The organism is Calditrichota bacterium (assembly GCA_013151735.1).
In the GTDB taxonomy this organism is placed as follows: Bacteria; Zhuqueibacterota; JdFR-76; order JdFR-76; family BMS3Abin05; genus BMS3Abin05.
Window position 1 is genome coordinate 12787 of sequence record JAADHR010000182.1, and the last position, 26274, is coordinate 39060.

A 26274-nucleotide genomic window follows, 5' to 3' on the forward strand; every position below is an offset into this window, starting at 1 on the left:
GAATATATTCCCTTCTGATTTCTTCCAATGCTTCGAGACGTTTTTCAAAAGGCTGTGACTAACAAAACGCGAAATCACTTTGTTTTTCAAAAATTTTTATCTTTTTAACCTGTATTATTCATAAAATTTCGCCACAAAGACCCTAAGTCACGAAGATTACTATAATTAAAATTAGCTGTTTTATCCATTTTCCGCTTTCAAAAATACAGGCAACGTTAGCCAATTTTTATTAGACCCCATTTATCCCGATATCGTTCCAAAAAGAATTCCCGGACGCGGGCATGATCATGTAATTTCAGCGCCGGGTCTGTTTGAACCAGATGAAAGGCTTCTTTTCGCGCCTTTTTTAGCAGATCGGAATCCTCCACAATATGAGCCAATTTCAATTGCGGCATCCCGTGCTGCCGGGTGCCAAAAAATTCACCGGGGCCGCGCAGCTTTAAATCCACTTCCGCCAGTTTAAACCCGTCTTCGGTCGATTTCATGGCCGCCAACCGCTGTCGGGCCTCTTTTGAAATGGGCTGGTAGGCCAGTAAAATACAGTACGCCTGATCCGCCCCGCGCCCCACACGCCCCCGAAGCTGGTGAAGCTGGGTTAATCCAAACCGTTCGGCATGCTCCACTACCATCACCGTGGCGTTGGGAACATCCACTCCCACCTCAATGACCGTTGTGCTGACTAAAAGCCGAATTTTCCCCTGTTTAAACGCCTCCATTGCGGCTTCTTTTTCGCTGGCTTTCATTCTCCCGTGAAGAAGGCCGATGGGAGTATCGCTAAAAATTCCCCGCCGAAAGGATTCGTATGCTTCAGTCGCCGCCCGCAAATCCATCTTTTCCGATTCTTCCACCAGCGGGAACACCACATAGGCCTGCCGCCCGGACTGAAGTTGCGCCTTTACAAATTTGTAAATATCCTCCCGTTTTTTCTCCGTGCGCCAGGTGGTAATGACCGGCTTCCGGTTGGCCGGTTTTTCATCCAGAACGGAAACATCCAGATCGCCGTAAACGGTAAGCGAAAGTGTGCGCGGAATCGGTGTTGCCGTCATGATCAGCACATCCGGCCGTTTTCCCTTTGCACGCAGAGTTGCCCGCTGCAACACGCCAAACCGATGCTGCTCGTCGATCACCACTAATCCAAGCGCTTTAAAATTCACCGACTCCTGAATCAGGGCATGGGTGCCAATGGCCATATCCAGATACCCCTCCCGTAAGGCTTTCAAGGCGCTTTCTTTTTCCTTTTTCTTTTGGCTTCCCGTGAGCAGTGCCACTCGAACCCCCAGGCGCTCCAACATCCGATGAAACGTCAGGTAGTGTTGCTCCGCCAGAATTTCCGTTGGAACCATTAACGCGGCCTGAAATCCGTTTTCCACCGCCAGAAGCATGGCCACCAGAGCCACAATCGTCTTTCCGGAGCCCACGTCTCCCTGAAGCAGGCGATTCATAGGCATGGGCTTTTTCATATCTGACCAAATCTCGCGGATGACCCGCTTCTGGGCATCGGTCAGCCGAAACGGCAGATTTTCAACCAGATTTCGCGTGCGCTTTCCAACGGCAGCAAAGGCAATTCCCTCTTCTTTTTGACGGGAAAGATACCGGCGGTACGCCAGCATAAGTTGCAAAAAGAAGAGTTCCTCAAACTTCAACCGGCGAATGGCTGATTCCAACTGTTCGGGCGAATCCGGAAAGTGAATGGCACTGACGGCCTCCCGCCTGCCCAAAAGCCCGTGGCGGCGGCGCAGGTCATCCGGCAAATTTTCCGTTACAAATTGGGAATAATCCAGAACGGCCCGATACAAAATGCGCCGGATTCCACGGCTGTCCAGGCCCACATCGCTCAAATCGTGGGTTGTGTGATACTGAGGCAGAATTTTTCCCGTGTTCAATTTTTCGCCGTCATTAAAATCGGAAATTCTGTCAATGTCAGGGTGCGTTATCTGAAATCCCCCAAAAAAGCGCACCTTTCCGCTTACGGCAAGGGTTTCTCCCAATTGAAATTTATTCTTCAGATAAAACCCGCCCTTGAACCACACACAATTCAGCTCACCGGTACCATCGAACAAACGAAGCACAAAGCGCGATTTTCGACCCGGGATCATCCGGAAAGAGGTAACCTTGCCCACGACCGTGGCATCCATTCCGGCCCTTAAATCCCGAATCTCGCTCACGTGCTGGCGGTCCAAATAAGCCCGTGGAAAATACTCCAGCAGTTCTTCGACGGTTTTAATGCCGATTTTTTCAAGGAACACACCCCTCTTTTCGCCAATCCCCCTCAAAAAGCGAATCGAGGTTTTAAGAGGCTTCTTCTCTACCATTCATAACGAACCGTGTAGGTTACTTTTGCTGCATTATGTGAGCCGACCTTTACATGAAAAATGATGGTGCGCGCATCTTTCTTCTCAAATTTCCGGCTCGATTTACGTATCGTCCACTGACTTTGTGGAGCCCGATAGTTTAAATGTTCAATGACATCAACGGTTACCGGCTGGTCTTTAAAATTCCGAATTTCCATAAGATAACTCTCTTCCCTCACCCGTTTTGCAACTCTTTTTACGCGGGTTTGGGTGCGCGTACCGCGAATATCAAAGGCATTTCCCACGTTTAGGGTTACCATTTCCCCCTTGGGCGTGTGATCAATCCAATCTTCACCCAGGAAAATGGAGCTTCGCGGGCCATCTTTCTGATAAATACGAAATTTGCCGGCCGGCAAAGGCTGACCGATTCCCTCCGTTTTGGTATTGCGAAAGCGCAAAAAGACCTTTACCACTTTCCCCCAGCGTGCTCCGTCAAATTTGTAAATCTTCTGAAATTTTACCTGTTTTGAGCCGAAAAGGGGAATCTGTTTGGTCTCATTTTGTTTGAGGGTTGTTTTCCCCTTCAGGTTGTAGAGATGATATTCGAATGCCGCCCGTTCCGAGAAACGCGGCACCGCCGCCTGTACCGTTGTTTTCATCAACCGATTTTCATAGGCCATGGGTCTTCTCCCGGAGACCCGATGCGGCTGCCCGGCCACCAATTTTAATGCGGCCCCGGCAAATGCAGCCCCGGAGTGATTTTCGAGACTTGCCCAACCCGACACGTCAAGGCGATTTCCCTTCCCGGAAAGCACCCCAACGTATTCTGCATGCCAGCTCATCCCGGAAGTCAGATATTCCACCTGCATCAGTTGTTTTTTTGTGACCGGTTTTTCAAGTGTCCAGATCAGCGTGGGACGCGTGATCAATCCCTCCGGAAGTTCCCGAAATGTGTACTGAACAATTTCGTCATTCCGGACCGAAACAATCGATTTGTCCTGAGTTTCCAGAATTACGGATTCCCCGGCACTCAACAGCCTTCCCGAAAGCGTCGACTGATCCTTTAATTTCAGTTGAACGGTTTGATCGATGTATTTTCGGAACAATTTTCGGACATTCACCAGATCGTATTCAAAATTCTGCTCCAGGATAGCATTTCGGTAGCCACCAAGCCAGTGCAAATGGACCGATGTGGGATCGATTTGCGTGGGAACATTCTCCCACCGAACCAGCGTTTCCCCGCCGGTTGGCAGAACCGGCCGTATCTCTTCTACCAACGCCAAATTGTTTGAATACACCGTCACCGAAACACTCTTCTTGCCTGAACCCGCCTGACCGGTCACGGGGAGCCACAAAACGAGAAAAACGCCAATAATTGCTATTTTTTTCATGATTTTCAATTCCTATGTCCAAACATCTGCAAAAAACACAAGAGATGTCTGCATCAATTAAACGGCCCCGAAGCCGCCTGGGCGGATCAGCCCTCTAAACCAGTCCAATTTCTTTGCAGCTTTTCCAGATCACTCTCGTAAGCCTGCTTTTTTGCCCGTTCCTTTTGAACAATCTCCTCGGGCGCGCGCTTCAGGAAATTTTCGTTGGACAGTTTCTTGTTGACCTGCTGAATCAAGTTTTGCAGGCGCGTGATTTCCTTTGTGAGGCGCTCCCGTTCTTTGTCAAGATCGATGAGGCCTCCCAGGGGAACGTAGATTTCCGCTCCCTGCACAACAGCCGAAGCCGCCTGCCTGGGTTTTTCCTGCAGATGGGGGTGAATCGTGATGGTTTCCACACCCGCCAAATAGGTTAAATACGCCTGATTTTTCTCCAGTGCAACCTGTTGAGAATGATTGAGACCCGAAAGAATGACTTTCGCCTTTCGGTTAGGCGGTACGTTCATTTCACTCCGGACATTTCGTACGGCACCAATGAGTTCCTGAAGAAACAGCATTTCCGCTTCTGCTTCCGGAGATTGGAGCGTTTGAACCACATCCGGCCACGGGGCAACGGTAATACTTTCAGCCTCGCCTTTGCTGCGTACCGACTGCCAGATTTCCTCCGAAATAAACGGCATCACCGGATGCAGTACTTTCATTGAATTTTTCAACAGCCACAAACTGAGATTGAGGGTCCATTTTCTCGCGTCGATCTCTTCTTTTTGGTAGAGACGCGGCTTAATCAATTCCAGGTACCAGTCACAGAAGTCGTGCCAGAAAAAATTGTAGAAGGTCGTCAGGGCTTCATTAAACCTGTAGGTCTCGAGAGCCTTTGTGATGGAATCCACAGCTCGCTGCATCCGACTGACGATCCAGCGGTCGCTAAGCTCGGCCGCCCGAGAATCCCAATTTTTGACCGGATCAAAATCGGCTTCAATGAGAGCCTCATCGGTATTCATCATGATAAAGCGGAAGGCATTCCAGATCTTATTCGAAAAATTCCGCCCCATCTCGAATTTGCTTTCCGAAAGATTGATGTCCTGCCCTTCGGACGTCAGCATAATCAGCGAGAACCGCACGGCATCGGCACTGTACCTGTCCACCATTTTGAGGGGATCAATTCCGTTGCCCAGCGATTTGCTCATTTTTCGGCCTTTTTCATCCCGAATAATGCCGTGAATGTACACATCGCTGAAGGGTTTTTCCTCCATAAATTCCAGTCCGGCCATAATCATGCGTGCAACCCAGAAGAAGATAATATCCTGTGCCGTCACCAGGGTGTTGGTCGGATAAAAATACGTTAAATCTTCCGTTTTTTCCGGCCATCCCAGGGTTGCAAACGGCCAGAGCCAGGACGAAAACCAGGTATCCAGCACATCTTCATCCTGCCGGATATGCGCACTGCCGCATTTCTCGCAGCTTTCCGGTTTCTCCCGTTTCACCATCATGTGGCCGCACTCTTTACAATAAAAAACCGGAATGCGGTGCCCCCACCAGAGCTGCCGCGAAATACACCAATCGCGGATGTTGGTCATCCAATTTTCGTAGACCTTTGTCCATTTTTCAGGAATAAAGCGAATATCCCCTTTCTGTACGGACGCAAGGGCCTTTTCGGCCAGAGGCTTAATTTTTACAAACCACTGTTCGGAAAAATAGGGTTCGATCACCGTATCGCAGCGCTGGCAGTGGCCAACGGCGTGCTGATGTGCTTCCACCTTCTTCAAAAGGCCCTGTTTTTCCAGTTCTTGAACCAGGGCTTTTCGGCAGTCAAACCGATCCATTCCCTGATAGGGCCCGGCATTTTCATTCATCCGGCCTTCCGTATCCATGATGACGATGGAGGACAGGTTATGGCGGCGGCCAATCTCGAAATCGTTGGGATCGTGAGCCGGAGTGACTTTAACCGCACCCGTTCCGAATTCAGGATCCACCTGTTCGTCCGCAATCACCGGAATTTCCCGGTTCAGAATGGGCAGAATAACCGTTTTCCCGATGAGGGCCTTGTAGCGCGGGTCTTCCGGGTGTACGGCCACCGCCGTATCTCCCAACATGGTTTCCGGCCGGGTGGTTGCCACGGTCACGAATTGATTGGAATCTTTTACGGGATAGGCGATGTACCAGAGGTGCCCCTGTTCGTCTTTGTGAATAACCTCTTCATCGGACAATGCGGTGTGGCACCGGGGACACCAGTTAATAATGTACTTTCCGCGATAAATAAGCCCCTTTTCGTACAATCGGACAAACACCTCGCGCACAGCCCGCGTGTACGGTTCATCCATCGTAAAGCGGGTACGCGACCAGTCACAGGAGGCACCCAGCTTTTTTAATTGATTAATAATCAATCCACCGTATTTTTCCCGCCACTGCCACACGCGCTTCACAAACTCCTCCCGACCCAAATCGTGGCGCGTCAGTCCTTCTTCTTTCAGCAACCGCCGCTCCACCACATTTTGTGTGGCAATTCCGGCATGATCGGTCCCCGGCAGCCAGAGGGTTTCGAACCCCTTCATCCGGTGGAAACGGATTAAAATATCCTGCAACGTGTTGTTGTAGGCATGTCCCATGTGCAGAATATCCGTCACATTGGGCGGGGGAATCACAATGGTGTAAGGCGATTTTTGGGGATTGGGTTCCGCGTGAAAATAGTTCTTTTTCTGCCAAAAGTCATACAGGCGATCTTCAACCGTTTTCGGATTGTAAATCTTTGGAATTTCCGGACGCATTCAGTTTCCTTACTTTCAAAATGTAAATAAATTCTTCGTGCCTTTGAGTTTTCGCAGCCAGTATTTTTTATCTAATAAGAAAGCTTTGAAAAAATCAAGGTTTCCGACACAGGCAATGGTTCGTAACAAAATAAGATCATCATTTGTGATAAAAATTAATTCGCAAAATTCGCGGGAAAAGGCTTCTTAAAGCCGGTTTCCACATAAAAAAAATCAAACTAAATATAAAAAAAAACCTCTTAAGAATCAACCAATTATTTATCCTTCCGGATTTCCCAGGACGCGTTTGATTTCGTTCAAAAGGGCAATGAGGTGGTCTACCAAAGGATCCAGCTCACGGCTCAAATCCGGGGAAACATCCCCGTAGCGTTTTAATTTATCTGCCTTTTTGTCGGCAATAATTGACCAGAAATAACTCGTACTGCCGTTCATAATTTGGGATAATTTCTCTTCCTCACTCGGCAGGTCGAATACCTCTTTAAATCTGGCAATCAAACCCTCAATTTCTTGAAAGAGGGTTTGCACATGAGAAATTTGGGAATGGCTGAGATCATTTTGAAAACTGTACAAGATTCCGCGGTGTTCCTTTTGGGAAAGAAGCGTTTCAATCCAGAAAAGGCGTTCTTCCAGCAAACGCAAGGCAATGCGAATGCTGTTTTTTTGTGCAGGATTTAACAGGGCTTTATCCATGTGTTTGATTTACGTTTTGACCTGCATAATTCATAAATTGCGGCCACAAAGACCCTGAGTCACGAAGGCTATTACAATTAAAATAATTGGCGATTTGCAACTCAGTTTGTTTTGTACAGTTTCCTGTTTCAATGAATATTTATTTATCTTTTTGTTTATTATACCCTTGTGTTTTCGTGACTTTGTAGCCAATGAATTATTCAGATTAAGAACCTTTCTGCGAAATGTCCCGAATTTCGGATGTACCTATTTTTTTAGTAAATCCCAGGCAATTTTGACAGCCTTGCCTTCGGCTTCCGTAATTTTTTCCGTTTGAAAGCGATAGTCGTTTTTTTGAATCACGGTTTCCAGTTGTTTTAAAAGGGCCTGAATTTTATCCCGTTGAAAATGAATCAGCTTTTCTTGAACCTCTTTGGAAGACAGTTCCCGCAAAACCGCTCCAAAATGCCTGCGGCACAACCCGACACTCCTGGCAAGCGGCCCCCAAAAATCCGGGATGGCCAGGTATCTGGAAAAAGCCCCGGTCAACCGGCGCTCGTTTTCCTCGTAAACGTTGCACAGGGGACAGCCAGGCTCCGGCGGATTCTGCGGCGGATGGTCAGCGTATTTCGTCATTAAATCCTTGCCAATGATGGCCAATCCCAGAATATCGCCCAGATCAATCAGTAACTGGGTGTGCCGTTTACAAAGCCCCCCGGCCTGCCGGAATTTTTTTCGCACCCCCGGATCATTCACACTTTCGTAGAAAATCGACTCTATGTACCGTCTCTCCCGCAAATCCAGCAGGTGGCAAACCGGACATTCTTCTGCGGCAAAGGCCTCTTCAAAATCAAAGTAAAGGGAATCCTTTGAAATTTTCTCAGACGCACGCCGTTGGAATCCAAAAAACCGCATTGGACGTCTTTCTCTCCCACATTAAAATAAAAGGCACGGGTTTGTTTTATTCAACATTTTTTGGGTCAGCCCCGGCACTGACATCCCTACTGTATCAATTGATTATTTTCGAATTTGTGGAGGCGCAAAATCCTGCACCCCTATCTTTGCATTTTTGCAATTGCCTCTGTGTTTTTGCGGCATAAATCAGTTAGGTTAAATGTAAGCAATATTAAGAAGAGGAACAACAGGAAATTTTGGAGAAGAAAAATAGGAATCGCTATTTATTGGAAACGGGCGGAAATGAATGCGATAAACCAAATATTTTCAAAGTAGTGAATGGGCTGGGAGAATGGTGCTACAGCGTTTGTGTAGGGCGAACACAATCCATCAGATGATTCTGAAAAAACGGTAATAACCCTGGCAGGGATTGCTTTCGCCCCACATGACACCACCATTAATATTTTTTTGTAAACACCAGCGGACCGTGGCACCCCGCGCTTGAACAGGTTTTGGTGTCAGGATTCCATCCCAAACTGGGATTGACCTCAGCGTGGCCGGTGGAATCGATATGACCCGGCGCATACACACTGTCCGGTACCACATGGCAGGTGCTGCAGCTCACGCCGGCGTTCAGCATGGCCTGGTGTGCCCCCACTCCGGGCGAGGTGTAATCCAGGTTCCCGGCCAAATCCCTCGGGGGAGCGGCATTTTTTTCGTTTCCGTGACACGTGTTGCAGGCCTCCGGCCCACCCGGGCGGGTGTGGCATTCGAGACAGGATTTATGGACCACGCCCCCGGAGTAATCCTTCCCGTGGCATGCCTGGCAGGGATGCATATCGTAGTTATGAGATTGAATGTAGGCTCCGTGAAAACCGGCCGTTCCGATTTCCATCCAATCCGCTTTGTGAGGAAAAGCCTTGTGACAGCTGGTACAGGACACACCCACTTCGCCTCCGGACAGATCCTCTCCGTGGCACTCCTGGCAACCGGAATATCCCCGGGCCAGCACAATTTGCCCGTGAAAATCGGCTGAATTTTCCTGCATCCAGGTTTCGGGGTGTGTCAAACTTTCCACAGGATTTTTCTTCTGGCTGCATCCCCAAATGAGAACTGCTCCCAAAATAACCGCAAGAAATCCATAGAATTGTTTCATGCCTCTACTCTTCTTTATTGGGTTGATTGTGACATTTGAAACACGAGGGATAGGTTTTGTAGTCGCCATGACAAGCCAAACACGATTCCAGGTCAAATTCCGCTTCAATTTTGTGTTGTCCGCCATCGATTCGATTAGCCCAATCCACACGGCCATGGGAGGGCGGCATCACCTCTTTCTCCTGATGGCATTGAATACAGAAAACCTCATCTTCGTGGCACGAAATACATTGAATTTTATTCATTTTAGCATCAATCGCATGATTCCATTCATAATTTAAAGGATGCGTGCGATGGGTGAGGTTTTTGCCCTCATGGCAGTCTTCACAATCGCTTTGTGCATGACACTGAGTGCATTCTTCCGGATTGGACTCGGCCGCAAATTGATGTGCATGTTTCCAGTCCAGTTTATGGCTAATGGGCTGCAAATCTTCCTTGGGCGTATGGCATACCTGACATTTCAACGGATCGCTGACCCGTTTTTGTTGATGGCAGGTCTGGCACTGATTCATTTTTGGCAGATGCCGTGCCACCGTGTTGGTTGCTTTCGAAATACCAACGTGGCAGGTTAAACATTTTTCCCCGGCCTGCAAATGCGTCCGGTGCGGAAATTTCGGGCTGTACTGGGTGATCCGCGGAACCACCTTTGCCTCATCGGGATTGGTATGACAAACCGTGCATTTATTGGGCGCACTGTCGCCATCGTGACACTGAAAACAGGTTTCCATATCCGGCAGCAAATTGTCGGTTCCCTTCATGCTGCTGTCTACCCGGGTGTGACACGTCGTGCAGTCAATACCCATTTCATCCACATGCTTCTGATGCGAATAAATCAGATGATCTTTTTGCCCGGCGCTGGCAAAAACGGCCACACCGACAAAGAGACCCGCGATGAAAAACAAAAAACCGGCAATTTTCATGACTCTCTTTCTCTTTAGAATCGGCATATGACTTGTCCCAAAATTCGATTATCAACGTTGTACAACCGATTACGAGTGAACTGATCTTCCAAAGAAACCAGAAATTTCCTTTTAATCTGGTACTCCAGCCGAAAAGCGCTGCCATATTGAATGTAACTTTCAGACCAGTCACTAATCTGGTAGTTGGAAAAATCCAATAAAAGTCTGGCCTTCAGCCCGGAGGTAATGGCGTACGAGGCATCCGCATAAAGCCGGGTTTGAAATCCTGCCGCCCCCAAATCCTGCTGAAATCCGACAATTCCGTACGGCGTCAGCACGCCCAAACGGATCTTTTGTGAGTGTTTTTCCTCGCTTTGAATCCACAATACATCACCTGTAACGCCGTATTTTTTTGAAAAATAATAAACAGCATTGAGCCGACCCTGAGCCAATCCATTCAGTTCAAAACGTTCAAAAAAGGAATCGTGATAAACATGCGGTGTGCGATAAAACCCCTCAAGGTAAAAAAGCCATTTCGGCGCTGGCAGCCAGCGCAAATTTACCAGTGCTTTTTGGAGCGTCGACTCCAACAGGTTATACGAAACCCGCGTCCGCCAGAAAAGGCTCTTGCCGAATGCCCGGCTTGCGTTTACTCCAATCAGTTGCCAATAGGCGGAACCCGAACGCACCTTCTGGTAGAAACTCATCCCGAACCGCGTGCCGGCTATTTTCTTTGCTTCGATTTTGGCGCCAAATACATAGCCATCCTTCAGGCGGTACACCTTGGCCGACCGGTCGTAGGGAACTTCCACCCCTCCAAAGACCGCAACGCTTAGTTTTTTGACGGGCCGGATCGTTACAAATCCCCCGTCCAGATAACCAATGCCGACGCCGTTAAAATAAAATTTTCGGCCAAGAGACAGATCCACACGGTTTTTCCAGAGATGATTCCACATAAGGTACGCCCCGTACACCTGAAAGGGCGTTTTCATGTTTTCGGGGCCCAGGTCTGTTAACCCCATTACATTCACATGAACAGAGAAATTTTTGATCAGCTTTGGGCGGTACCCCAAGGTTACCTGTTGATAAAAATTATAGTGCGCATCCTCGGTTTTATATCCCAAAAAGGATGTAACACTCGAACCGGAAAGCTGGGGTATGGATGCGGTTAATGGACCGGCCCAAATCAACAGGCATGAAACAAGGATTCCAAACTTTAATTTCATGGGGAACCTTTCATTTTAGGTTCATCCAAATAAGGAAACAGGGCGGAAGAATGCTTTCCGCCCCATTCACATTTATTAATGGATCACTTTCGTTCTCTTCCGCTTATTTCAACAGCGTCATCTTCCTGTAATCCACACGATGTCCGGCCTGAATACGATAAACATACACACCATTTGGAACGGCATGGCCAAGATCATCTTTTCCATCCCACACAATGGAGTGCCGTCCGGCTTTTTTCTTGCCCTTCACCAGCGTGCACACCCGATTGCCCAGAATATTGAAAACCTCAAGGGTCACATAGGATGCACGCGGCAATTCATACGTAATTTTTGTAGACGGGTTAAACGGATTGGGATAATTCTGGAACAATTCAAATTTCGTTGGAGAGCCGGCCACGGTTTCCTCTTTCACTCCCGTTGCATTCAGGATTTCGTTGGATTTTTGAATGACATCTGCCAGCAGATCCATTTGATACTTATGATTATGAAAGCCTTCGCTTTCGTCCGATTGAACCAGAAACAGATTTGTTTGGGCTTCTTCTAATTTGGCCAAAAGTCCCGAATCCGTATTCCCCTGCATGGCTGTTTCAGCCGCCGTAACCTTCTGTTCAGCCGAATCCAGTTTTGCCTGAGTCTCTTCCTTGTACATCTTAATAACAGATTTGGCAGAAGCCGCATTCATTCCCGAATGGCAGGATGCGCACGAAACGGTTTCACTGCCATCCTCTTCGGCGACAAAAATAGACCAGGAATGTCCGTGGTACATCGCCGAATTGCTTCCATCTACATCGCTGGAATACATGTGGCAATCGGTGCAAGACGCACCCGGCATGGTTTGTTCAAACGTAACGCCGACCGCCACACCGCCCTTGATAATATTGTAGGTTAGGTGATCGGTATCGGGAAATCGAAGATTGCCATGGCACTGGCCGCACAATTCGGCAGAATTATCAAAGACCGTGTATTTTTTGGTCGTGGAATTAAAATACGAATATTGATTGGGATAATGCGGATTGTGGCAGGTATTGCACGCCACACTTGGCCAGTCAGCCTGATTTTTTGAAGTGGTGGAAGCAGAAAAGGCTCCATTGCTTGTGGTAAAGAAATAATCCAGCGCTTCAGCCTCTGTCATCCCGCCATTGGCCAATACCGCCGTTGGTGCATGGCAGGCGATACAATTTTCGGGATCGGAACCGCTGATGACCGAATCCGGTGTTTCTCCGGCCCGTTCTTCTGCCAGTTCTTCGGCAACATCATCCTGTGTATCGGAATGTTTACTCATTTTCCAGGCATTATAGGTTAAGTGATCTGTATCTGGAAAATGGAGATTCCCGTGACACTGCCCGCAAAGGGACGGAACATTGGCCACCGTGTCATAGGATGTCGTCGTAGAATTGAAGTAGCCAAATACCGGCAAGGATGCCGGGTGATTTGAGGGAACATTGTGACAGGTTGTACACCAGTTGTGGGGCCAATTGGTTGTATCGGCGACCGTTGTTGAGTCGGTAAATACGCCGTTTGTGGTCGTAAAAAAGTGACCCAGGGCCTCAGCCTCCGTCATCCCGCCATTTACCGTAACGGCCAGAGGCGAATGGCATGCAATACAATTTTCCGGGTCGGAACCATACAAAACCGAATCAGGAGATTCCCCAACCCGTTCCTCTGATAACTCATCAGCCACATCCATCTGGGTGTGCGAATGGCTTCCTTTTAGCCACTGTTGATAAACATTTCCGTGACACAATTTGCAATCCAATTGAGACTGCGCAAATGTCATTTGATTCGTCGTCATGATCAAAAAAATCATGGCGGCCAAATAAAATCCCAAATTGGTTATTCTGGTTTTCATTTTCAGCCACCCTCCTTATGTAAGTAACAGTGAGCTCCGAGTGAAATAAACCGAAGCTTGAATTATCTGACCTCATTATCGAATGTCATTTTCAGGCTATTGATCGTATACGCATCTTTCCGTTACCCTTTCCCCATAACTGCCATTGACGGCATAAAGATTATTCGCATTATCAATCTATTTTCACAGCTCATATGCAAACCTCCTTATTTTTGTTTTTATTTTGTATGACTTTACGGTTTTGGCGGAATATCTGCCGGAACAATTACGTTTTTATTGGCCTCCAATTCATCAGGAGCCACATCAGCTTTTCTCAGAAAAAAACTACGGGTTGAATGGCATTTTAGCGCACAATTACCCCCGCTTCCCGTGGTATCTGTCCGGGCTGTCCAGCGCTGAATATTGTGTGGTGTACTGTATTTCCAGGTGGGTACAGAATTATAGTTTGCCAAATCGGAAACACCCCAGGCCGCGTAGCTGTCTCGGGAAACAGGAATATGGCGCACGACGACATACTTTTTGGGATGTTCGGCCGAGCGAATCGGATTTCTTCCAATTTTAAACGACATGTACGGCGGTTCAGCCAATCCCCCGGCACCCACATGGCACGAATTGCAGTTTTTGTAATCCTGTGAATGGCAGACCTGACATTGAAAATCTTTCCAATGCATGAAATGATAAATGTTTGCCGTGGCTTTATCCTGATGACAATCCTCACAGCGGGGTGAATTGGGTACCGCGTAACGCGTATCCGATTCAACGCCCGTGCCGTGTAATTCATCTTCCTTGTGGCAGAACAAACACTGTTTTTTACCGGATACCCAATGGACATCCGGCTGGTAACCCTCATGCTGTCCCAGATACTCTTCGCCCACACGACTTCCGTGGCAAGCCGTGCAGTTGTTGATCATATCCGGTTCTTTGCGAAAGGCATGTCCCATAATAAATCCACCCTTTACGCTGGCCGGCCGGCTCACATGACACTGCCCGCAGGTGGTATGACAGGTGCCACAATCCTTCTTAAAATGCTGCATTAAGCCGGGGTTATCTTTAAGCGAGAAACCGGCCCGTTCTCTGAAAAGCGTAAAATATCCATTTTGATTAAAATGAATGCTCTTTTGGACATGCTCCACAATGTTTGTATGACATCCTGCACAGTAGGTTTGTGCATCCTCAGATGGATCGGCCACCAAACCGACATGGGCAGAATCCTTGTTTGTTGCCTCCTGATGGCCCTTGTGGCATCCTACACAGGCGATTTTCCCGTGGACTCCCTCAAAAAATTCCGATGTGACCAACACCTTTTCCCACGGTGCCAGTGGGGTCACCGAGCCGCCCAGGCCCTCATCTGCCACACCGGAAGGCGCCTCCTCTGGCGTGGCAACCTTCTTTAGCAATGCCTGATCCGTGTGACAATCCACACACCCAATGGATACATTTAGGGGTTTTGATGGAATGGGCTCCCGCTTGGAACATCCTACAACCATCATCAGCAGAATCGCCGGCACAGCCCACAACCATTCCTTATTCAACATGATTTGGCCTTTCTTCCATTCGTTTAAGGAGCGCTCGTATTTTGGGTGAATAGACAAAATTGTTTTTCAGTGATTTAAAGATTTCTTTTGCTTTATCCCGGCGGCCACAGAGACCGTCCAAAATAGCCCTTGCAAGACGCCTGTCCGATTCCTCTTTATAAAGCGATTCTTCTGATTGTACCTCCAAGCAAATCGGCTTTAAATAGACATTTTCCATCATTTTTTTATCGGGGCAAATCTCTATTAACTGAAGGTAATGAACAAGAGCTTTTTCCAAAAGCGCCACTTTCAATTCCGCCAAAATGCAATGAACCAGTACATCCTGATTGTGCGGCTCCTGCTCCAAAACCGCCTCATAAGCCTGAATGGCTTTTTGGTAGAGCCCGTTAATAAAATACTGATTCCCGAGCATTTCACTCATCAGTTGAATCCTGTTTTTAGACAATAATATCCTGTGATAAACTAACAAGAAATGTACCAAAGGTATTATATATTGTTTTTTATCGTGTTACAAGCTATTCCGGTCTTCATTGGAGAAGGGAAATTTGAAACATACTGTTAAACCTGATTTTTGGTGATCCTTAATTGTAAAATTATTAGTCAATTAGGCCTGAAACAGTATTTTTAACAATATGTTTCATTTGAAACATCATTACTTGGATAGGATCGGTGAAAAAGAGGAATGTTGATTTTTCCCATACTTTCAAACAGCGCCGTTCGGTCAACTGTTGGAATGAATTGGAATTGTGATGATAAATGTGGTCCCCTTATTGGGTTCGCTCTTAACATCAATTGTGGTTCCATACGTCTCCAACAAGCGGTATGCCATAAACAGGCCCATACCCGTATTGTAACTCCGACGGTTATCATTCGGGTCTTGAAAGCCCTTGGTTGTAAAAAATGGAAGAAAGATTTTATCCAGATCTTCCTTTGCGATACCAACGCCCGTGTCACTTATCGTAATTTGAATTCCCTTGTCAACAGCCCTTGTGGACACAGTGAGTGTTTTTTCTTCGCTTTTTTCCATCGCCTCCACCGCATTGTACAGAAAGGCTTCAAGACTGATGACAAAATCACTGTAGCGTCCAAATACCGGAGGCAGTTTTGGATCGAAATCTGTGAACTTTTGCAATTGATAACGAAACTGATAATTCATCTCCAGAAGTTCAAGGGAATCGGCCAATAGTTCATTTAGCTGAACCGGCATTTTTTGATCGATAATCTCTTTTTTATTGCGATCTGTAACCATCAAAACCGTTTTTTCCATTTGATTGGCTGCTTTGAGGATCGCATTAATTTCATTTTCATCCGGATATTTCATTTTCAGGATCTCAGTAAAGCCAATAATCGAATTCAGAGGATTATTCAGATTATGAGCAATCCCGGCAACCAAGATTCCGATGGAGGCCAATCGGTTGGATTCAATCAATTTCCATTCCATTTGCTTTTCTTTAATTTCCAATTGCTTAACCCGGCTGACATCCACCAGAATAAACAGTTCGTGATCGGTATTTTCATACGAGAATTTGGAATAATACACCAAAACCGGCAAATCCTTTGTATCGAGAAATAATGTTCCTTCCACTGGAAAACGATCGTACGTTTCGCTTATGTTGAGCAACGGGTACATTCGTCCCTGCAGATTCTTAAACATCAGAGCATTCAGGGAATCTATTCTGTCTTCTATTTTCAAGCCCAGTATTTTCGTTGCATTTGTATTTACAAAAATAATTTTGTGGTTTTGTGCCACAAAAATCATATTGGGTGAGTGATTTAGGAATTGAAAATAGCGTTCTTCAGAGATTCTGAGTTGGTCGAGCGTTTTTTGAATCTGTTGATTTTTTTTCTCAATCTCCTCAATATAACCCCGTGCTTCCTGCGCCAAAATCCCATATTCATCCCGGCGGTTTCTGAAATCGCTTAGGGAAGGGAGTATCCCATTCTTTTGATACGAACCAAGCGCTGTAACCAGGGAACGAAGGGGTCTGGAAAAATAGGCTGCAATAAGTTCACTAATCAAAAAGATAATCAGGAGATTCAGGGCAATAAAAAGACCCATGAATCCGGGTTTAGGCTGGAATCCCTTGAGGATCGGCGAGAGATTCTCTTCCTCAACAATCCCGAATTGCCCGGATTCCAGTGGTTCTTGAAAAATGAACGTCCTGTTTTTTCTATCCAGAATTTCAAATGGGCGAACACCCGCGGCCGTAAACATTTTCAAAACCATTTCCCGATCCAGATTCTTAAATGGTCCGATAGTCGAAATTTTTCGGCCCACTTTTTCGGCGTCACCCGTAAAAAGAATTGTTCCTTCCCGATTGACAAAATAATAATGAATCATTCTTTTTTCACTTGGATAATTCAGAACGGAATTAAAAATGTAGGGGATATCCACCTCCAACAGGACGCGAATAGGAGTTTGTTTCTTGTCTAATCTTGTTATGCGAGATAAAATAAGAATACTTTTTTGAGAACTTAGCTGATTGGGCAATGAACGCAAGATTTCCCGGTTAGGCGTCAAGTTTGAAAACAGCAGGCGCAAAGAATCCCCTGAAAAGGGTGCAGAACGGGTACTGTCCGGAATCTGAAAAAGAATCGTGCCGGTATTGTCAACCACAAAGACCCTTTTAATTTCAGGAAAAATGTCATATTTATTGGAAAGATAGTCTTTCCAGCGGGAAATATCAGGAATGGATCGCGCAATTTGATTGGCCATTCTCTCAAAATGGGAAAACGTATTGGAAAGAGCGCGGGCCTTACCTTTTCCATCTTCTATGGCAATTTGTTCATATTCGTTTACAATTTGTTTTTCCGAATGAAAATGGATCATATAAATAACGGTAATCATTGAAATAGTGACTGTCAGGAAGATCGCCCAAAATATTTTTGTCCGGATTCTTATATTCTGAAACATTATTTGCTTGCTCCCACTAAATCAAAGAAATAAGTGTACTATCAGGGTTCGGATATAAACTGCCGTAAACACTGCGGATTAGTATGGCGTTTGAAAAACCGACTTTCGGGGCATTTGCAAATCCCTATTCTGCCGGATGCACACGCACTTCACTTTTTCAACTGACCTAAGGTTAATAAGTTTCGGGGAAATTTGCTATTGTTAATAAAAACAGCATGAAGCAGAAAACAGATCATGCCAAAAACGCCAGTCACGGCAGCAGATTTTTCAGAAAACGGGACATGCGGGGCTCTACTCACTTAAATTATGCAGAAAAAAGCAGAAAGTCCTTTCGGATCAAACGCATTGACTGCCTCCGTATATCCGGTTCCCGCACAACGTTTTAGGAAGCCCGTTGTGTCCCTTTCTCTATCCGGTTCCAATTGGTTTGGACAAAATGCACCAATTCGGCAGCCAGTGATTTCGGGCAGCCGATCGTTCCGGCGGGCAGGTGTGCATCTTTCTGATTGTACCGAATGGGCCGGCCATCTGGAAGCAAAAATACCCCGCCTGCCTCGCGAATCAGAATATCTCCGGCACACACATCCCATTCGTACTGCGGGTGGAAACTGATTACCGCATCCCCCCTGCCCTGTGCAACGGCAGCCATTTTGTAGGCGATACTGCCCAATGGGACAAAATTCGCAAAATGGTTGCGGAGCCAGTCCAATTTGCCTTTTTGGGTATAGGTCCGACTGACCAGCAACCTGATATCGCGTGCTGAAGAAATGGAGTTGACCTGAATTTTCTTTCCATTGAGCAGGGCCCCTTTTCCCTTAACCGCTGTAAACAGCTCCTCCGTTATGGGATTCAGGATAACACCCAAAACCGGTTCCCCCTTTCTGACCAATCCAATAGAGATCGCAAATTCGGGAATGTGCTTCACAAATTCGCGTGTGCCATCCATGGGGTCGACAATCCAGACCCACTCTTTGGTGAGCCGCTCCTCGGAATCCAGGGTTTCTTCCGAAAGCCAGCCATCATCAGGAAAAATATTCAGCAGGATGTCCTTGATTTTCCTGTCAGATTCCCGATCAGCCAATGTAACCGGGTCATCGGCCTCCTTGTCCTTGTAAGCAACCGTAAAATCGCCCTCATAAATTCTCCGAATGATTGTTCCTGCCTGCCTTGCGGCGGAAAGTGCGGCTTCTAAACGCATGTCCAAATTCATTTAATGGATTCCTTAAATTCCTGGGTTGTGTTGTCAATTGTTTCATCGAGGATTATTCACTTGTTATCGAGGGTGAACCCGACTGTGTTTTTGGAGAATAAGTATTGGAATATACGGAATATTCACTGAAGTGTCAAGGCCAAACCTTTTGGCCCACGGAACTTTTAGAAATACCGTTCAAAGTTCACTATGAAGCGGTTTATTTTTACCCTGCGAGGGCCAATTTTCCAGGTCTGGCGGTGATAAGATAACTGCAATTTCATCACCCTCCAGGACCACTGAGCAAAACTGGCCAAATCGAGTATAAACTGGTCATACCCGGCGGAATCTTGCCGAAGGCGCAGTTCGCCGTAAACTTTCACTGAAAACAGGTTGGTGGGATACCACCGGATCTCGGGACGAGCGCTGTAGATATTGATATTTCTATTGACATGACTGTAATCAAACAGGGAAAAAGTGAGTTTCGATGAAACGGTCAAAACTTGATTCAGTTGTAAAAAAGAAACATTGCGCGTTTCCAGCAGCCGATAGGCCACCAGATTGGATTCCCGAATGATCCGTTCAATAAAAAGTGATGTGCCCCAGGTATTTCCACGCCGGGTTAATTTGAGGCCAATTGTTTTGATAAGCATATTTTGAAGAAGGGCTCTCTTTTCCGCTGACCCTCTCAATAAGTCCTGATAATGGTGGTTGATCCGATAGTAAAACGATATCCATTTAAAGTGAACGCCCATATTGAAAATAGTGGTATTTGTTGAATATTTCATGGAGGGCAAGGTTCGAAACTGGTAATCAACCAATATTCTTTGATTCTCCTGTATTCGTCCCAAGGGGTTGCGGTAAATCTCAACCAAATCATCAACCGTGCGAATAATGTAATCCTTATCTTCACCTTCTTCGTAGATTATGCTGCCCTGCTCATTATAAACAACAATTGTTGAAACAATAATATTTCTTTCATTAAAGAATACCGGAAAATCCCCTATAAAAACGTGCTGTTCCCGTACAACGGTTTGTATGATATTTTTTAGATTCCGATCTTCCACCGAGTAGGCGCGATTATACACAATACGCAAATTTCCTGAAAATGGAATATGCTTGTTATAATTGATTCCCCCATTAAACGCCCGGGATGATTCCCTGCCGTCCGTCAATTTGGCAGAGGTTCCCCCTGCACCAATCGTCGTGTTCAGGCTGGAATAGAGTTGGTGGTTCAGGGCAAAAAATGCTGATTGCAATAAGGATGAATAATTTTTGAGACGGATATTGGAAATACTATAACGATACTGACTGGAAAAACCGTGTTTGTGTTTTAGTTGTATCGTTTGAAATGTCCTTATATTCTCATAATTCCGAAGCCCCCGCCGGCGATAAAACCGAACCCCGCCGTTCCAGGTTTGTGATGAATCATGACCAAAATAACGGATAAAATTTATGTGGGCATTATGGGATGTAAAACTCCGATCGGCATAAATGCGGTCCTTGATGTCCAACAAGTTGTAGCTGAGACTGATATTCGATTTTTCTCCCCTTTGACCCTCATATTGAAGAGTGCGCCGGAGTTGATGAAGCTGGGTGGACCAGTCTATCCTCGACCATTTTTCACGCATTTCTTCCGCACCCACGATAAGCGTAGAAGGCATGAATTTTTTATTTATGATTGTAGTCGCTTGATAGCGGTTAATATTGTAGGACGTTCGACCGCCGTAATCCGTATCGGTGACATTTTTGAGCTTGCTGAAAACGAACGAAGTGGGATAAGCACTTCTGCTAAAAAACAAACCTGAAAGATAGTTGTTAAAGAACCTGGCTTTGGAGTACTGCTTAAAATCCCTATAAACATAATGTTCCTGCGAAAGACTTAAATTGCCAATCCATTGAAATGAAAAAACGGCCGGATTGATAACAAATCCCTTGTTACGTAAGTCGAAAACCTCTCTGTAATAGGGTCTTTTCGAATATTGAGGTTCTATCCTTCGTTCCGTTCTGTATTGAAGCCGCAGGGTACCCGTAAATCGATTTAAATGAAATAGTGCAACCTGTTGAGCAAACAGAGACGAATACACACCCAAACTTAGAATTGAAAATAGAACGGAACCAATTATTTTTTTACTGGATAGTCCGCCCATAATCGCTACCTTAAAAAATATTGATTATCTGAATTATGCGGATTATGACACATGGTACAGGGCTCTTTTCCAATAACTTTGTGTTCCGAATCCATTATTTCCGATTGATCATGGCATTTGAAACAAAGGGACTGGCCTGTTTCCAATACCAGATGCTTGTTTTTTGATCCGTGCGGATTGTGACACTCCAGACACTCTCCATCTTCAACGGGCGGGTGTACATATTTCGCATCCAGCTTGTCATCATGACACATTAGGCAGAGGCTATCCGGAGACGCAATGAGGTGATAAGACTGGCTCACATTATGGCAGGCATCACAGCGATTGTCGCCCGTTTGGGGATGATAATAGAACACCGGCTGTGCCACGGATAGGCTTTCGGCAGCGGCCGTTTTAGACGATACTCCCGATTGACTGTTGCCATTTTTCCCTTGCAGATTTTGTGTTTGTTTTAAGGGCGGAACCCCGTCAAAAAAAAAGCTCAAAATGCGATGTCTGGCAATAGGGGTACACTGGAACAGAAATAAACTACCGGACAACAAAATAAAAATCAGCCCCGTCGAATATCTGAATTGTGGGAAAAAACGCTTCATTGTCAATTACCTATCCCGGCAAATCTTCTAACTACACACATTATGTTCCGTTTTGATAGAGATAAAAGAAACTTGGAATCAAAATTAAGATCGTCCTCCCTGTTTGACAACCTCACTCAGAAGCCTATTCTCAATTTACGGATTGACGATATGTATTTTCGCTTTTGCTCTAAGCTGTTTCAGCAGATTCTCCCTGCGTTCTTCAATCCGCTTTTGAAGCAATTTTTGTTTTAATTCCTTTTGATCTATTTCGTCAAAGGCTAACTGTTTGCCCGGTTTTCGGCCAACCAACTTAATAATGTGATACCCGTAAATCGTACGAATGGGCTGGCTTACTTGCCCAATTTTCATTTTTTGAGCAACCTGATCCAGTTCCGGAAGCAGTTGTCCGACATGAACCCAACCTATATCCCCTCCCCGGGCACGGCTTGTGGAATCACTTGAAAATTCTTTCACGACCTTGGAAAATTTTTCACCTGCCAGCAGTTTCTTATACGCCTTTTGAGCCCGTTTCAATCCCGCTTTCCAGCCCGCTTCCATAGAGCCGGGATCGACCGATATGAGGACATGTAATACCTTCAAACGCGCGGGTACAAAAAACTTTTTCTTATGTTCCTGATAATATCTGCGTACATCTTTATCGGTTACCGAAACCTGATCCATTATCTCCAATTTCTGTACTTGATTAATCAACAGGCGCCGTTTTAATTTATTAATCCATTCTTTGTAGCTGAGACCAGTTTTTGCCAATTGCTCACGAAAAGCCTTTTGGGTCGGATAAGCACTTTTCATATAGTTGATATGCTTATTTAATTCCACTTCATCGGCTTTTAGCTTGAGCCTCTTTGCTTCCTGATATAACAATTCATCATCAATCAATTGGTTAAGGACCTGATGCTGGATTTCCTGATATTTCTGTTTGGATATCACCTTATGAACAGAAATTAAAGGCAGTTTTTGATTGATTCCCTCCAATAAATCACGGTTTGTGATTTTTACTCCATTAACCGTGGCCACCACTTTTTTCTTGGCCTGTGCGTTGACCAGGGAAAGAATAAAAAACAAAACAATCCCGCATAGAATGATAAAGGACTTTAATTTTTGTCTTTGCATCTGCTAATTCCTCTTAAAAATTGAAAGGGGTGAGGTAACGCCTCACCCCTCTAATACTTTCGCTCCGGTTGGATGTCTGTTCAAGGGATAATGTTCAACAAAAATACAACTCGTTTTCAAACGCAATAAATGCCACAGAAACGGAATTAGATATTGTGACACGTTAAACATAATGCGCTGTTGCTATTACTTACTCTCAAGAATGGACGATTTGTTTCGTCATGCGGATTATGACATGTTGCACATTCCACCTGATCATGATTCGATCCATACAGGGGCAAATTTCCAACTTTCCCATTAGAGGCCGGATTAAATTTCGGATCGACACTCGGATCGTATGTAATCGAAATCGGGTGATCGTTCCTTAAATCCGTACCAATATTTGTCCCTTCAAAATTCAAACCCGCCACATGATTTGAACGGGTATGACAATTCTGTGAACAGGAATTAATCGTTGTTCCTGAAGGAGAATCATTACTCGCAACAGGAACATTAATCACCTGATCCAATCCAATGGTATTATCATGGCAAGACAGACATGCCAGAGAAACGCCTTGCGGTGAGCTGGCAATCGTCATATCAATCGATGGACTGCTGTACATGGTGTACGGTCCAGCCGGAGCACTACGGTTCCATAAAGGCGCCTCAATTGCCGTATTGTTATTATGGGGGGTGTGGCAATATACGCAAATGCCACCCCAGTCCGTAAGACCCATACCGTTTTTTGTAGCCTTGCGCAAATTATGCGGAGTATCCGCAACTTTGTTCCCGAATTGGGCGTAACTAGTCCCTTGCCATGTAAATGCAAACGCAAGGATAAGGGCGCCAAACAGAACAAAAAATTTCTTCATTTCTTCACCTCCCTTTGGTAGAATTTATCGTGGAATTATTATAAGTGTCCATCAATATTACTCCTTTGATCCCTTGTTGGATAAATATTGATAGACCTGTACCCTATGATTAAGCTGATCAACAACATAAATCCGCTGGCGACTGTCGATACAGAGGCCTGCAGGAAGTCGAAGATCAGCCATACCGGAGCCGAAATTACCGAAAGCAAGCAGAATTTTACCATCCTGGTCAAATATCTGCACATTATTAAAAGCAGCGTCAGCTACATAAATATGGCCTTCGCTATCCAGCCCAATTCCTTTTGGCCGGGAAAATGTTCCTGGAGTGTTTCCGATCTGACCGAAACTCTTGATAAATTTTCCATTCGGATCAAAGATCTGAACGCGAAAATTCATCGTATCGACCACATAAATGTTCCCATGCGGCCCAATTGCAATATTTGTCGGGAACCGAAATTCACCCTTTTCACTGCTTCTGTTCCAGACTTCATCCAGGCTTCCTTTTGGAACATTCTTGAATTTCTCACCCTTTTTGCCAATAACAAATAATAGTTTCCCATTTCGGCGGTCAAATGCCTTTACCTGATGGGCCCAGGTGTCAACCACATAAATATAGCCGAGTTTTGAATTGACCACAATTCCGGATGGACGGTCTAATATATTCTGGCCTCCAAATGCCGTTAGAAACGCTCCGGTGGGATCATAAACAATCACGCGTTTCCCATCCGCATCGGTAACATAAATATTTCCCTTATTATCAGAGGTCACGCCAAGCGGATTCAACAGCATGCCGATACCGCTTCTTCCCAAAAACGTTAACTTTTTATTCTTAAAATCAAACATCAGAACTTTGTGCCAGCCCGTATCCACAACCAGAAGACGCCCCCACTTGTCCACATTTACTGAAAAGGGCTTTTTCAAAGCAATTAAGCGGGGTCTGCCAAATATGGCTTCAAAGATTTTTCTTGCAAGCGACCGCTCCCGTTGTCCCAGAGCCAATTCAGAATGAATGCTTCGGACAAAACGGATCCTCGGCTGATCAGGAGGAAGGGGCCAGACAAAATCGGCCGGATTTTTCTCGGTTGCCGGACGAGTCCCTGCACATCCCATCATGAACATGCCTATTGTTAAAATGGCCAACATAAAAAGCGTTAAACGCCGGGTTATTCTATTTGGCATCAGCTTCACCACACGTCAATCCTCGTATTTCCAGTCCCATAATTCTCGAATAAAAATAGAAAAATAATAGTAATAATTCTCATTTATTACCGCTTTATTGCAAAATTAATGCCAACAGACGGTATATTCCCTGCCGCTGTGTGTTCGTTAAGGAAGGGGGTTGATATTGTTATACTTGATGAATTTATCCGGGGGATTACGGGTCGCAATTGAATGGGAATTGAAACGAATGGCCATCAAATGTGCGTTTCCACACAAAACACTGTTCATATTCGCACACTATTCTTGGCAAAAACGCAGATTAGTTGAAGATAAAAAGCAAGGGTGAAAAAAAGCGATCCTTTTTGATCTTATGGAATGATGTTTCTCGGAGGATTTTAATAAGTTCATCAATATTAAAAGGCTTTGGCAAAAAACAGAGAATTCCGTCTGCTTCCATGCTCTTACGCAACTCAGGAGAGCCAAATGCTGAAATCAGCATGGTTTTTACGTTTGGCTGACACTGTTTAACCTCCCGCAGGACCTCTAATCCATTGAGCCCCGGCAGCCGAAAATCCGTAATAACCCAGTCAAACGTATATTTGGACAACCAGGCAAACGCTTTCTCTCCACTATCTTCAGCAATCACCTCAAACCCTTCCCGGGTGAGAGATCTTTTGAGAGACCACAGTAATAATTTTTCGTCTTCAATGAGTAAAATTTTCATTTTAAAATGGCTTTTTTTTGCAATATACGTGCAAGAAATATGCCATTTCACAACAAGTTAAATTTTACCATTTTTCGTCGAAGGGCATCCCGGCTGATTCCAAGCAATTTTGCCGCTTTTACCTGATTTCCTTCCGTATAACTTAATGCCTGACGGATGAGGTTTTTTTCTACTTCCTGAAGTGATAAACCGGTATGGGGCAGTTTTATAAGCGGACGGCTTAACATATCATCCTGTGTATAGGATTGAATTTCATAGGGAAGATGTTCGGGTTTTAATTCTTCTGTATCTTCAAGAATCATAATACGTTCCAGAACATTTTTAAGCTGGCGGATATTTCCCGGCCAACTGTAATTTAACAGGAGTTTTTCGGCTTCTTTTGAAATGCTTTTGACATTTCTATGAAATTGATGATTAAAGCGGTTGAGAAAATATTCCGCAAGAGGGATAATATCGTCCTTACGTTCGCGCAGGGGAGGAATGATCAGCGTAATTACATTTAACCGATAAAAAAGGTCCGTCCTGAAATTTCCCGCTTTCGTTTCAGCGATCAAATCCCGGTTTGTGGTGGTAATTATTCGTACATTGATTGGAATATCATTAAGTCCCCCGATTCTTCTCAAACGCCGGTCTTCCAAAACCTTCAGCAGTTTCACCTGCATGGCCAGGGGAATTTCGCCAATTTCTTCAAGCAAAATAGTACCCTTATTGGCGATTTCAAACAATCCGCGTTTCATTTTCCGGGCATCGGTAAAAGCACCCCGTTCATATCCAAACAATTCACTTTCCAGAAGGGCTTCCGGGACAGCCGTACAATTGAGTTCAACCAGCGGGAAATTTGACCGTCTGCTTTGGTAGTGAATGATTCGGGCCAGCAAATCCTTGCCCGTTCCGCTTTCTCCCTGAAT

The 26274-nt window shown here is 45.5% G+C and carries 20 protein-coding genes; all 20 read right to left on the reverse strand.

Features of this window, described 5'->3' with window-relative positions:
• Positions 1-215: 215 nt before the first annotated feature.
• On the reverse strand, positions 216-2312 hold the full coding sequence (gene recG / locus GXO76_12840) for an ATP-dependent DNA helicase RecG (protein ID NOY78743.1): 2097 nt from the start codon (positions 2310-2312) through the stop codon (positions 216-218).
• Positions 2306-3682 (reverse strand): DUF4139 domain-containing protein, encoded by a 1377-nt coding sequence (locus GXO76_12845; GenBank protein NOY78744.1) that lies wholly within the window; start codon positions 3680-3682, stop codon positions 2306-2308. Before GXO76_12845 ends, recG begins: the two co-directional genes overlap by 7 nt.
• Positions 3683-3768: 86 nt before the next feature.
• Positions 3769-6444, reverse strand: a complete 2676-nt coding sequence (locus GXO76_12850; GenBank protein NOY78745.1) for a valine--tRNA ligase — start codon at positions 6442-6444, stop codon at positions 3769-3771.
• A gap of 258 nt (positions 6445-6702) precedes the next feature.
• A complete protein-coding gene (locus tag GXO76_12855) occupies positions 6703-7134 on the reverse strand; it encodes a hypothetical protein (GenBank protein ID NOY78746.1) in 432 nt (143 codons plus the stop codon).
• Positions 7135-7380: 246 nt separating this feature from the next.
• A complete protein-coding gene (locus GXO76_12860) occupies positions 7381-8028 on the reverse strand; it encodes a hypothetical protein (protein NOY78747.1) in 648 nt (215 codons plus the stop codon).
• Positions 8029-8464: 436 nt separating this feature from the next.
• The gene (locus GXO76_12865) at positions 8465-9163 is read right to left on the reverse strand and encodes a hypothetical protein (protein NOY78748.1); all 699 of its coding nucleotides are present in this window, start codon (positions 9161-9163) and stop codon (positions 8465-8467) included.
• A gap of 4 nt (positions 9164-9167) precedes the next feature.
• Entirely contained in the window at positions 9168-10082 is a 915-nt protein-coding gene (locus GXO76_12870; protein NOY78749.1) for a cytochrome c3 family protein, read from the reverse strand.
• A gap of 14 nt (positions 10083-10096) precedes the next feature.
• A complete protein-coding gene (locus GXO76_12875) occupies positions 10097-11287 on the reverse strand; it encodes a hypothetical protein (protein NOY78750.1) in 1191 nt (396 codons plus the stop codon).
• A gap of 103 nt (positions 11288-11390) precedes the next feature.
• Positions 11391-13136, reverse strand: coding sequence for an ammonia-forming cytochrome c nitrite reductase subunit c552 (locus GXO76_12880; GenBank protein ID NOY78751.1), 1746 nt, complete (start codon positions 13134-13136; stop codon positions 11391-11393).
• Between the two features lie 233 nt (positions 13137-13369).
• Entirely contained in the window at positions 13370-14671 is a 1302-nt protein-coding gene (locus tag GXO76_12885; GenBank protein ID NOY78752.1) for a hypothetical protein, read from the reverse strand.
• Entirely contained in the window at positions 14661-15092 is a 432-nt protein-coding gene (locus tag GXO76_12890) for a hypothetical protein (protein NOY78753.1), read from the reverse strand. The genes GXO76_12885 and GXO76_12890 overlap by 11 nt, the downstream gene beginning before the upstream one ends.
• A gap of 300 nt (positions 15093-15392) precedes the next feature.
• A complete protein-coding gene (locus tag GXO76_12895; GenBank protein NOY78754.1) occupies positions 15393-17585 on the reverse strand; it encodes a PAS domain S-box protein in 2193 nt (730 codons plus the stop codon).
• A gap of 382 nt (positions 17586-17967) precedes the next feature.
• The gene (locus GXO76_12900) at positions 17968-18795 is read right to left on the reverse strand and encodes a 3'(2'),5'-bisphosphate nucleotidase CysQ (GenBank protein ID NOY78755.1); all 828 of its coding nucleotides are present in this window, start codon (positions 18793-18795) and stop codon (positions 17968-17970) included.
• A 164-nt stretch (positions 18796-18959) separates the two neighbouring features.
• Positions 18960-20924 carry a hypothetical protein gene (locus GXO76_12905; GenBank protein ID NOY78756.1) on the reverse strand — a complete coding sequence of 655 codons (1965 nt, stop codon included), beginning with the start codon at positions 20922-20924 and terminating at the stop codon, positions 18960-18962.
• Positions 20925-20929: 5 nt separating this feature from the next.
• Positions 20930-21517, reverse strand: coding sequence for a hypothetical protein (locus tag GXO76_12910; protein ID NOY78757.1), 588 nt, complete (start codon positions 21515-21517; stop codon positions 20930-20932).
• Positions 21518-21652: 135 nt separating this feature from the next.
• Positions 21653-22630, reverse strand: a complete 978-nt coding sequence (locus tag GXO76_12915; GenBank protein ID NOY78758.1) for a hypothetical protein — start codon at positions 22628-22630, stop codon at positions 21653-21655.
• Positions 22631-22776: 146 nt separating this feature from the next.
• On the reverse strand, positions 22777-23481 hold the full coding sequence (locus GXO76_12920) for a cytochrome c3 family protein (GenBank protein ID NOY78759.1): 705 nt from the start codon (positions 23479-23481) through the stop codon (positions 22777-22779).
• Between the two features lie 57 nt (positions 23482-23538).
• On the reverse strand, positions 23539-24660 hold the full coding sequence (locus GXO76_12925) for a hypothetical protein (GenBank protein NOY78760.1): 1122 nt from the start codon (positions 24658-24660) through the stop codon (positions 23539-23541).
• Positions 24661-24961: 301 nt separating this feature from the next.
• Positions 24962-25366 (reverse strand): response regulator, encoded by a 405-nt coding sequence (locus GXO76_12930; protein ID NOY78761.1) that lies wholly within the window; start codon positions 25364-25366, stop codon positions 24962-24964.
• Positions 25367-25413: 47 nt separating this feature from the next.
• On the reverse strand, positions 25414-26274 hold an 861-nt coding region (locus tag GXO76_12935; protein NOY78762.1), incomplete at its 5' end, for a sigma-54-dependent Fis family transcriptional regulator.

Excerpts from the sequence above, each read along its gene's own strand:
- recG (NOY78743.1), bottom strand. The coding sequence starts at position 2,312 with ATGGTAGAGAAGAAGCCTCTTAAAACCTCGATTCGCTTTTTGAGGGGG.
- GXO76_12920 (NOY78759.1), bottom strand. The coding sequence starts at position 23,481 with ATGAAGAAATTTTTTGTTCTGTTTGGCGCCCTTATCCTTGCGTTTGCA.
- GXO76_12910 (NOY78757.1), bottom strand. The coding sequence starts at position 21,517 with ATGAAGCGTTTTTTCCCACAATTCAGATATTCGACGGGGCTGATTTTT.
- GXO76_12895 (NOY78754.1), bottom strand. The coding sequence starts at position 17,585 with ATGTTTCAGAATATAAGAATCCGGACAAAAATATTTTGGGCGATCTTC.
- GXO76_12890 (NOY78753.1), bottom strand. The coding sequence starts at position 15,092 with ATGAGTGAAATGCTCGGGAATCAGTATTTTATTAACGGGCTCTACCAA.
- GXO76_12845 (NOY78744.1), bottom strand. The coding sequence starts at position 3,682 with ATGAAAAAAATAGCAATTATTGGCGTTTTTCTCGTTTTGTGGCTCCCC.
- GXO76_12925 (NOY78760.1), bottom strand. The coding sequence starts at position 24,660 with ATGCCAAATAGAATAACCCGGCGTTTAACGCTTTTTATGTTGGCCATT.
- GXO76_12885 (NOY78752.1), bottom strand. The coding sequence starts at position 14,671 with ATGTTGAATAAGGAATGGTTGTGGGCTGTGCCGGCGATTCTGCTGATG.
- GXO76_12930 (NOY78761.1), bottom strand. The coding sequence starts at position 25,366 with ATGAAAATTTTACTCATTGAAGACGAAAAATTATTACTGTGGTCTCTC.
- GXO76_12855 (NOY78746.1), bottom strand. The coding sequence starts at position 7,134 with ATGGATAAAGCCCTGTTAAATCCTGCACAAAAAAACAGCATTCGCATT.
- GXO76_12865 (NOY78748.1), bottom strand. The coding sequence starts at position 9,163 with ATGAAACAATTCTATGGATTTCTTGCGGTTATTTTGGGAGCAGTTCTC.
- GXO76_12880 (NOY78751.1), bottom strand. The coding sequence starts at position 13,136 with ATGAAAACCAGAATAACCAATTTGGGATTTTATTTGGCCGCCATGATT.
- GXO76_12860 (NOY78747.1), bottom strand. The coding sequence starts at position 8,028 with ATGCGGTTTTTTGGATTCCAACGGCGTGCGTCTGAGAAAATTTCAAAG.
- GXO76_12905 (NOY78756.1), bottom strand. The coding sequence starts at position 20,924 with ATGGGCGGACTATCCAGTAAAAAAATAATTGGTTCCGTTCTATTTTCA.
- GXO76_12900 (NOY78755.1), bottom strand. The coding sequence starts at position 18,795 with ATGAATTTGGACATGCGTTTAGAAGCCGCACTTTCCGCCGCAAGGCAG.
- GXO76_12875 (NOY78750.1), bottom strand. The coding sequence starts at position 11,287 with ATGAAATTAAAGTTTGGAATCCTTGTTTCATGCCTGTTGATTTGGGCC.
- GXO76_12915 (NOY78758.1), bottom strand. The coding sequence starts at position 22,630 with ATGCAAAGACAAAAATTAAAGTCCTTTATCATTCTATGCGGGATTGTT.
- GXO76_12850 (NOY78745.1), bottom strand. The coding sequence starts at position 6,444 with ATGCGTCCGGAAATTCCAAAGATTTACAATCCGAAAACGGTTGAAGAT.
- GXO76_12870 (NOY78749.1), bottom strand. The coding sequence starts at position 10,082 with ATGAAAATTGCCGGTTTTTTGTTTTTCATCGCGGGTCTCTTTGTCGGT.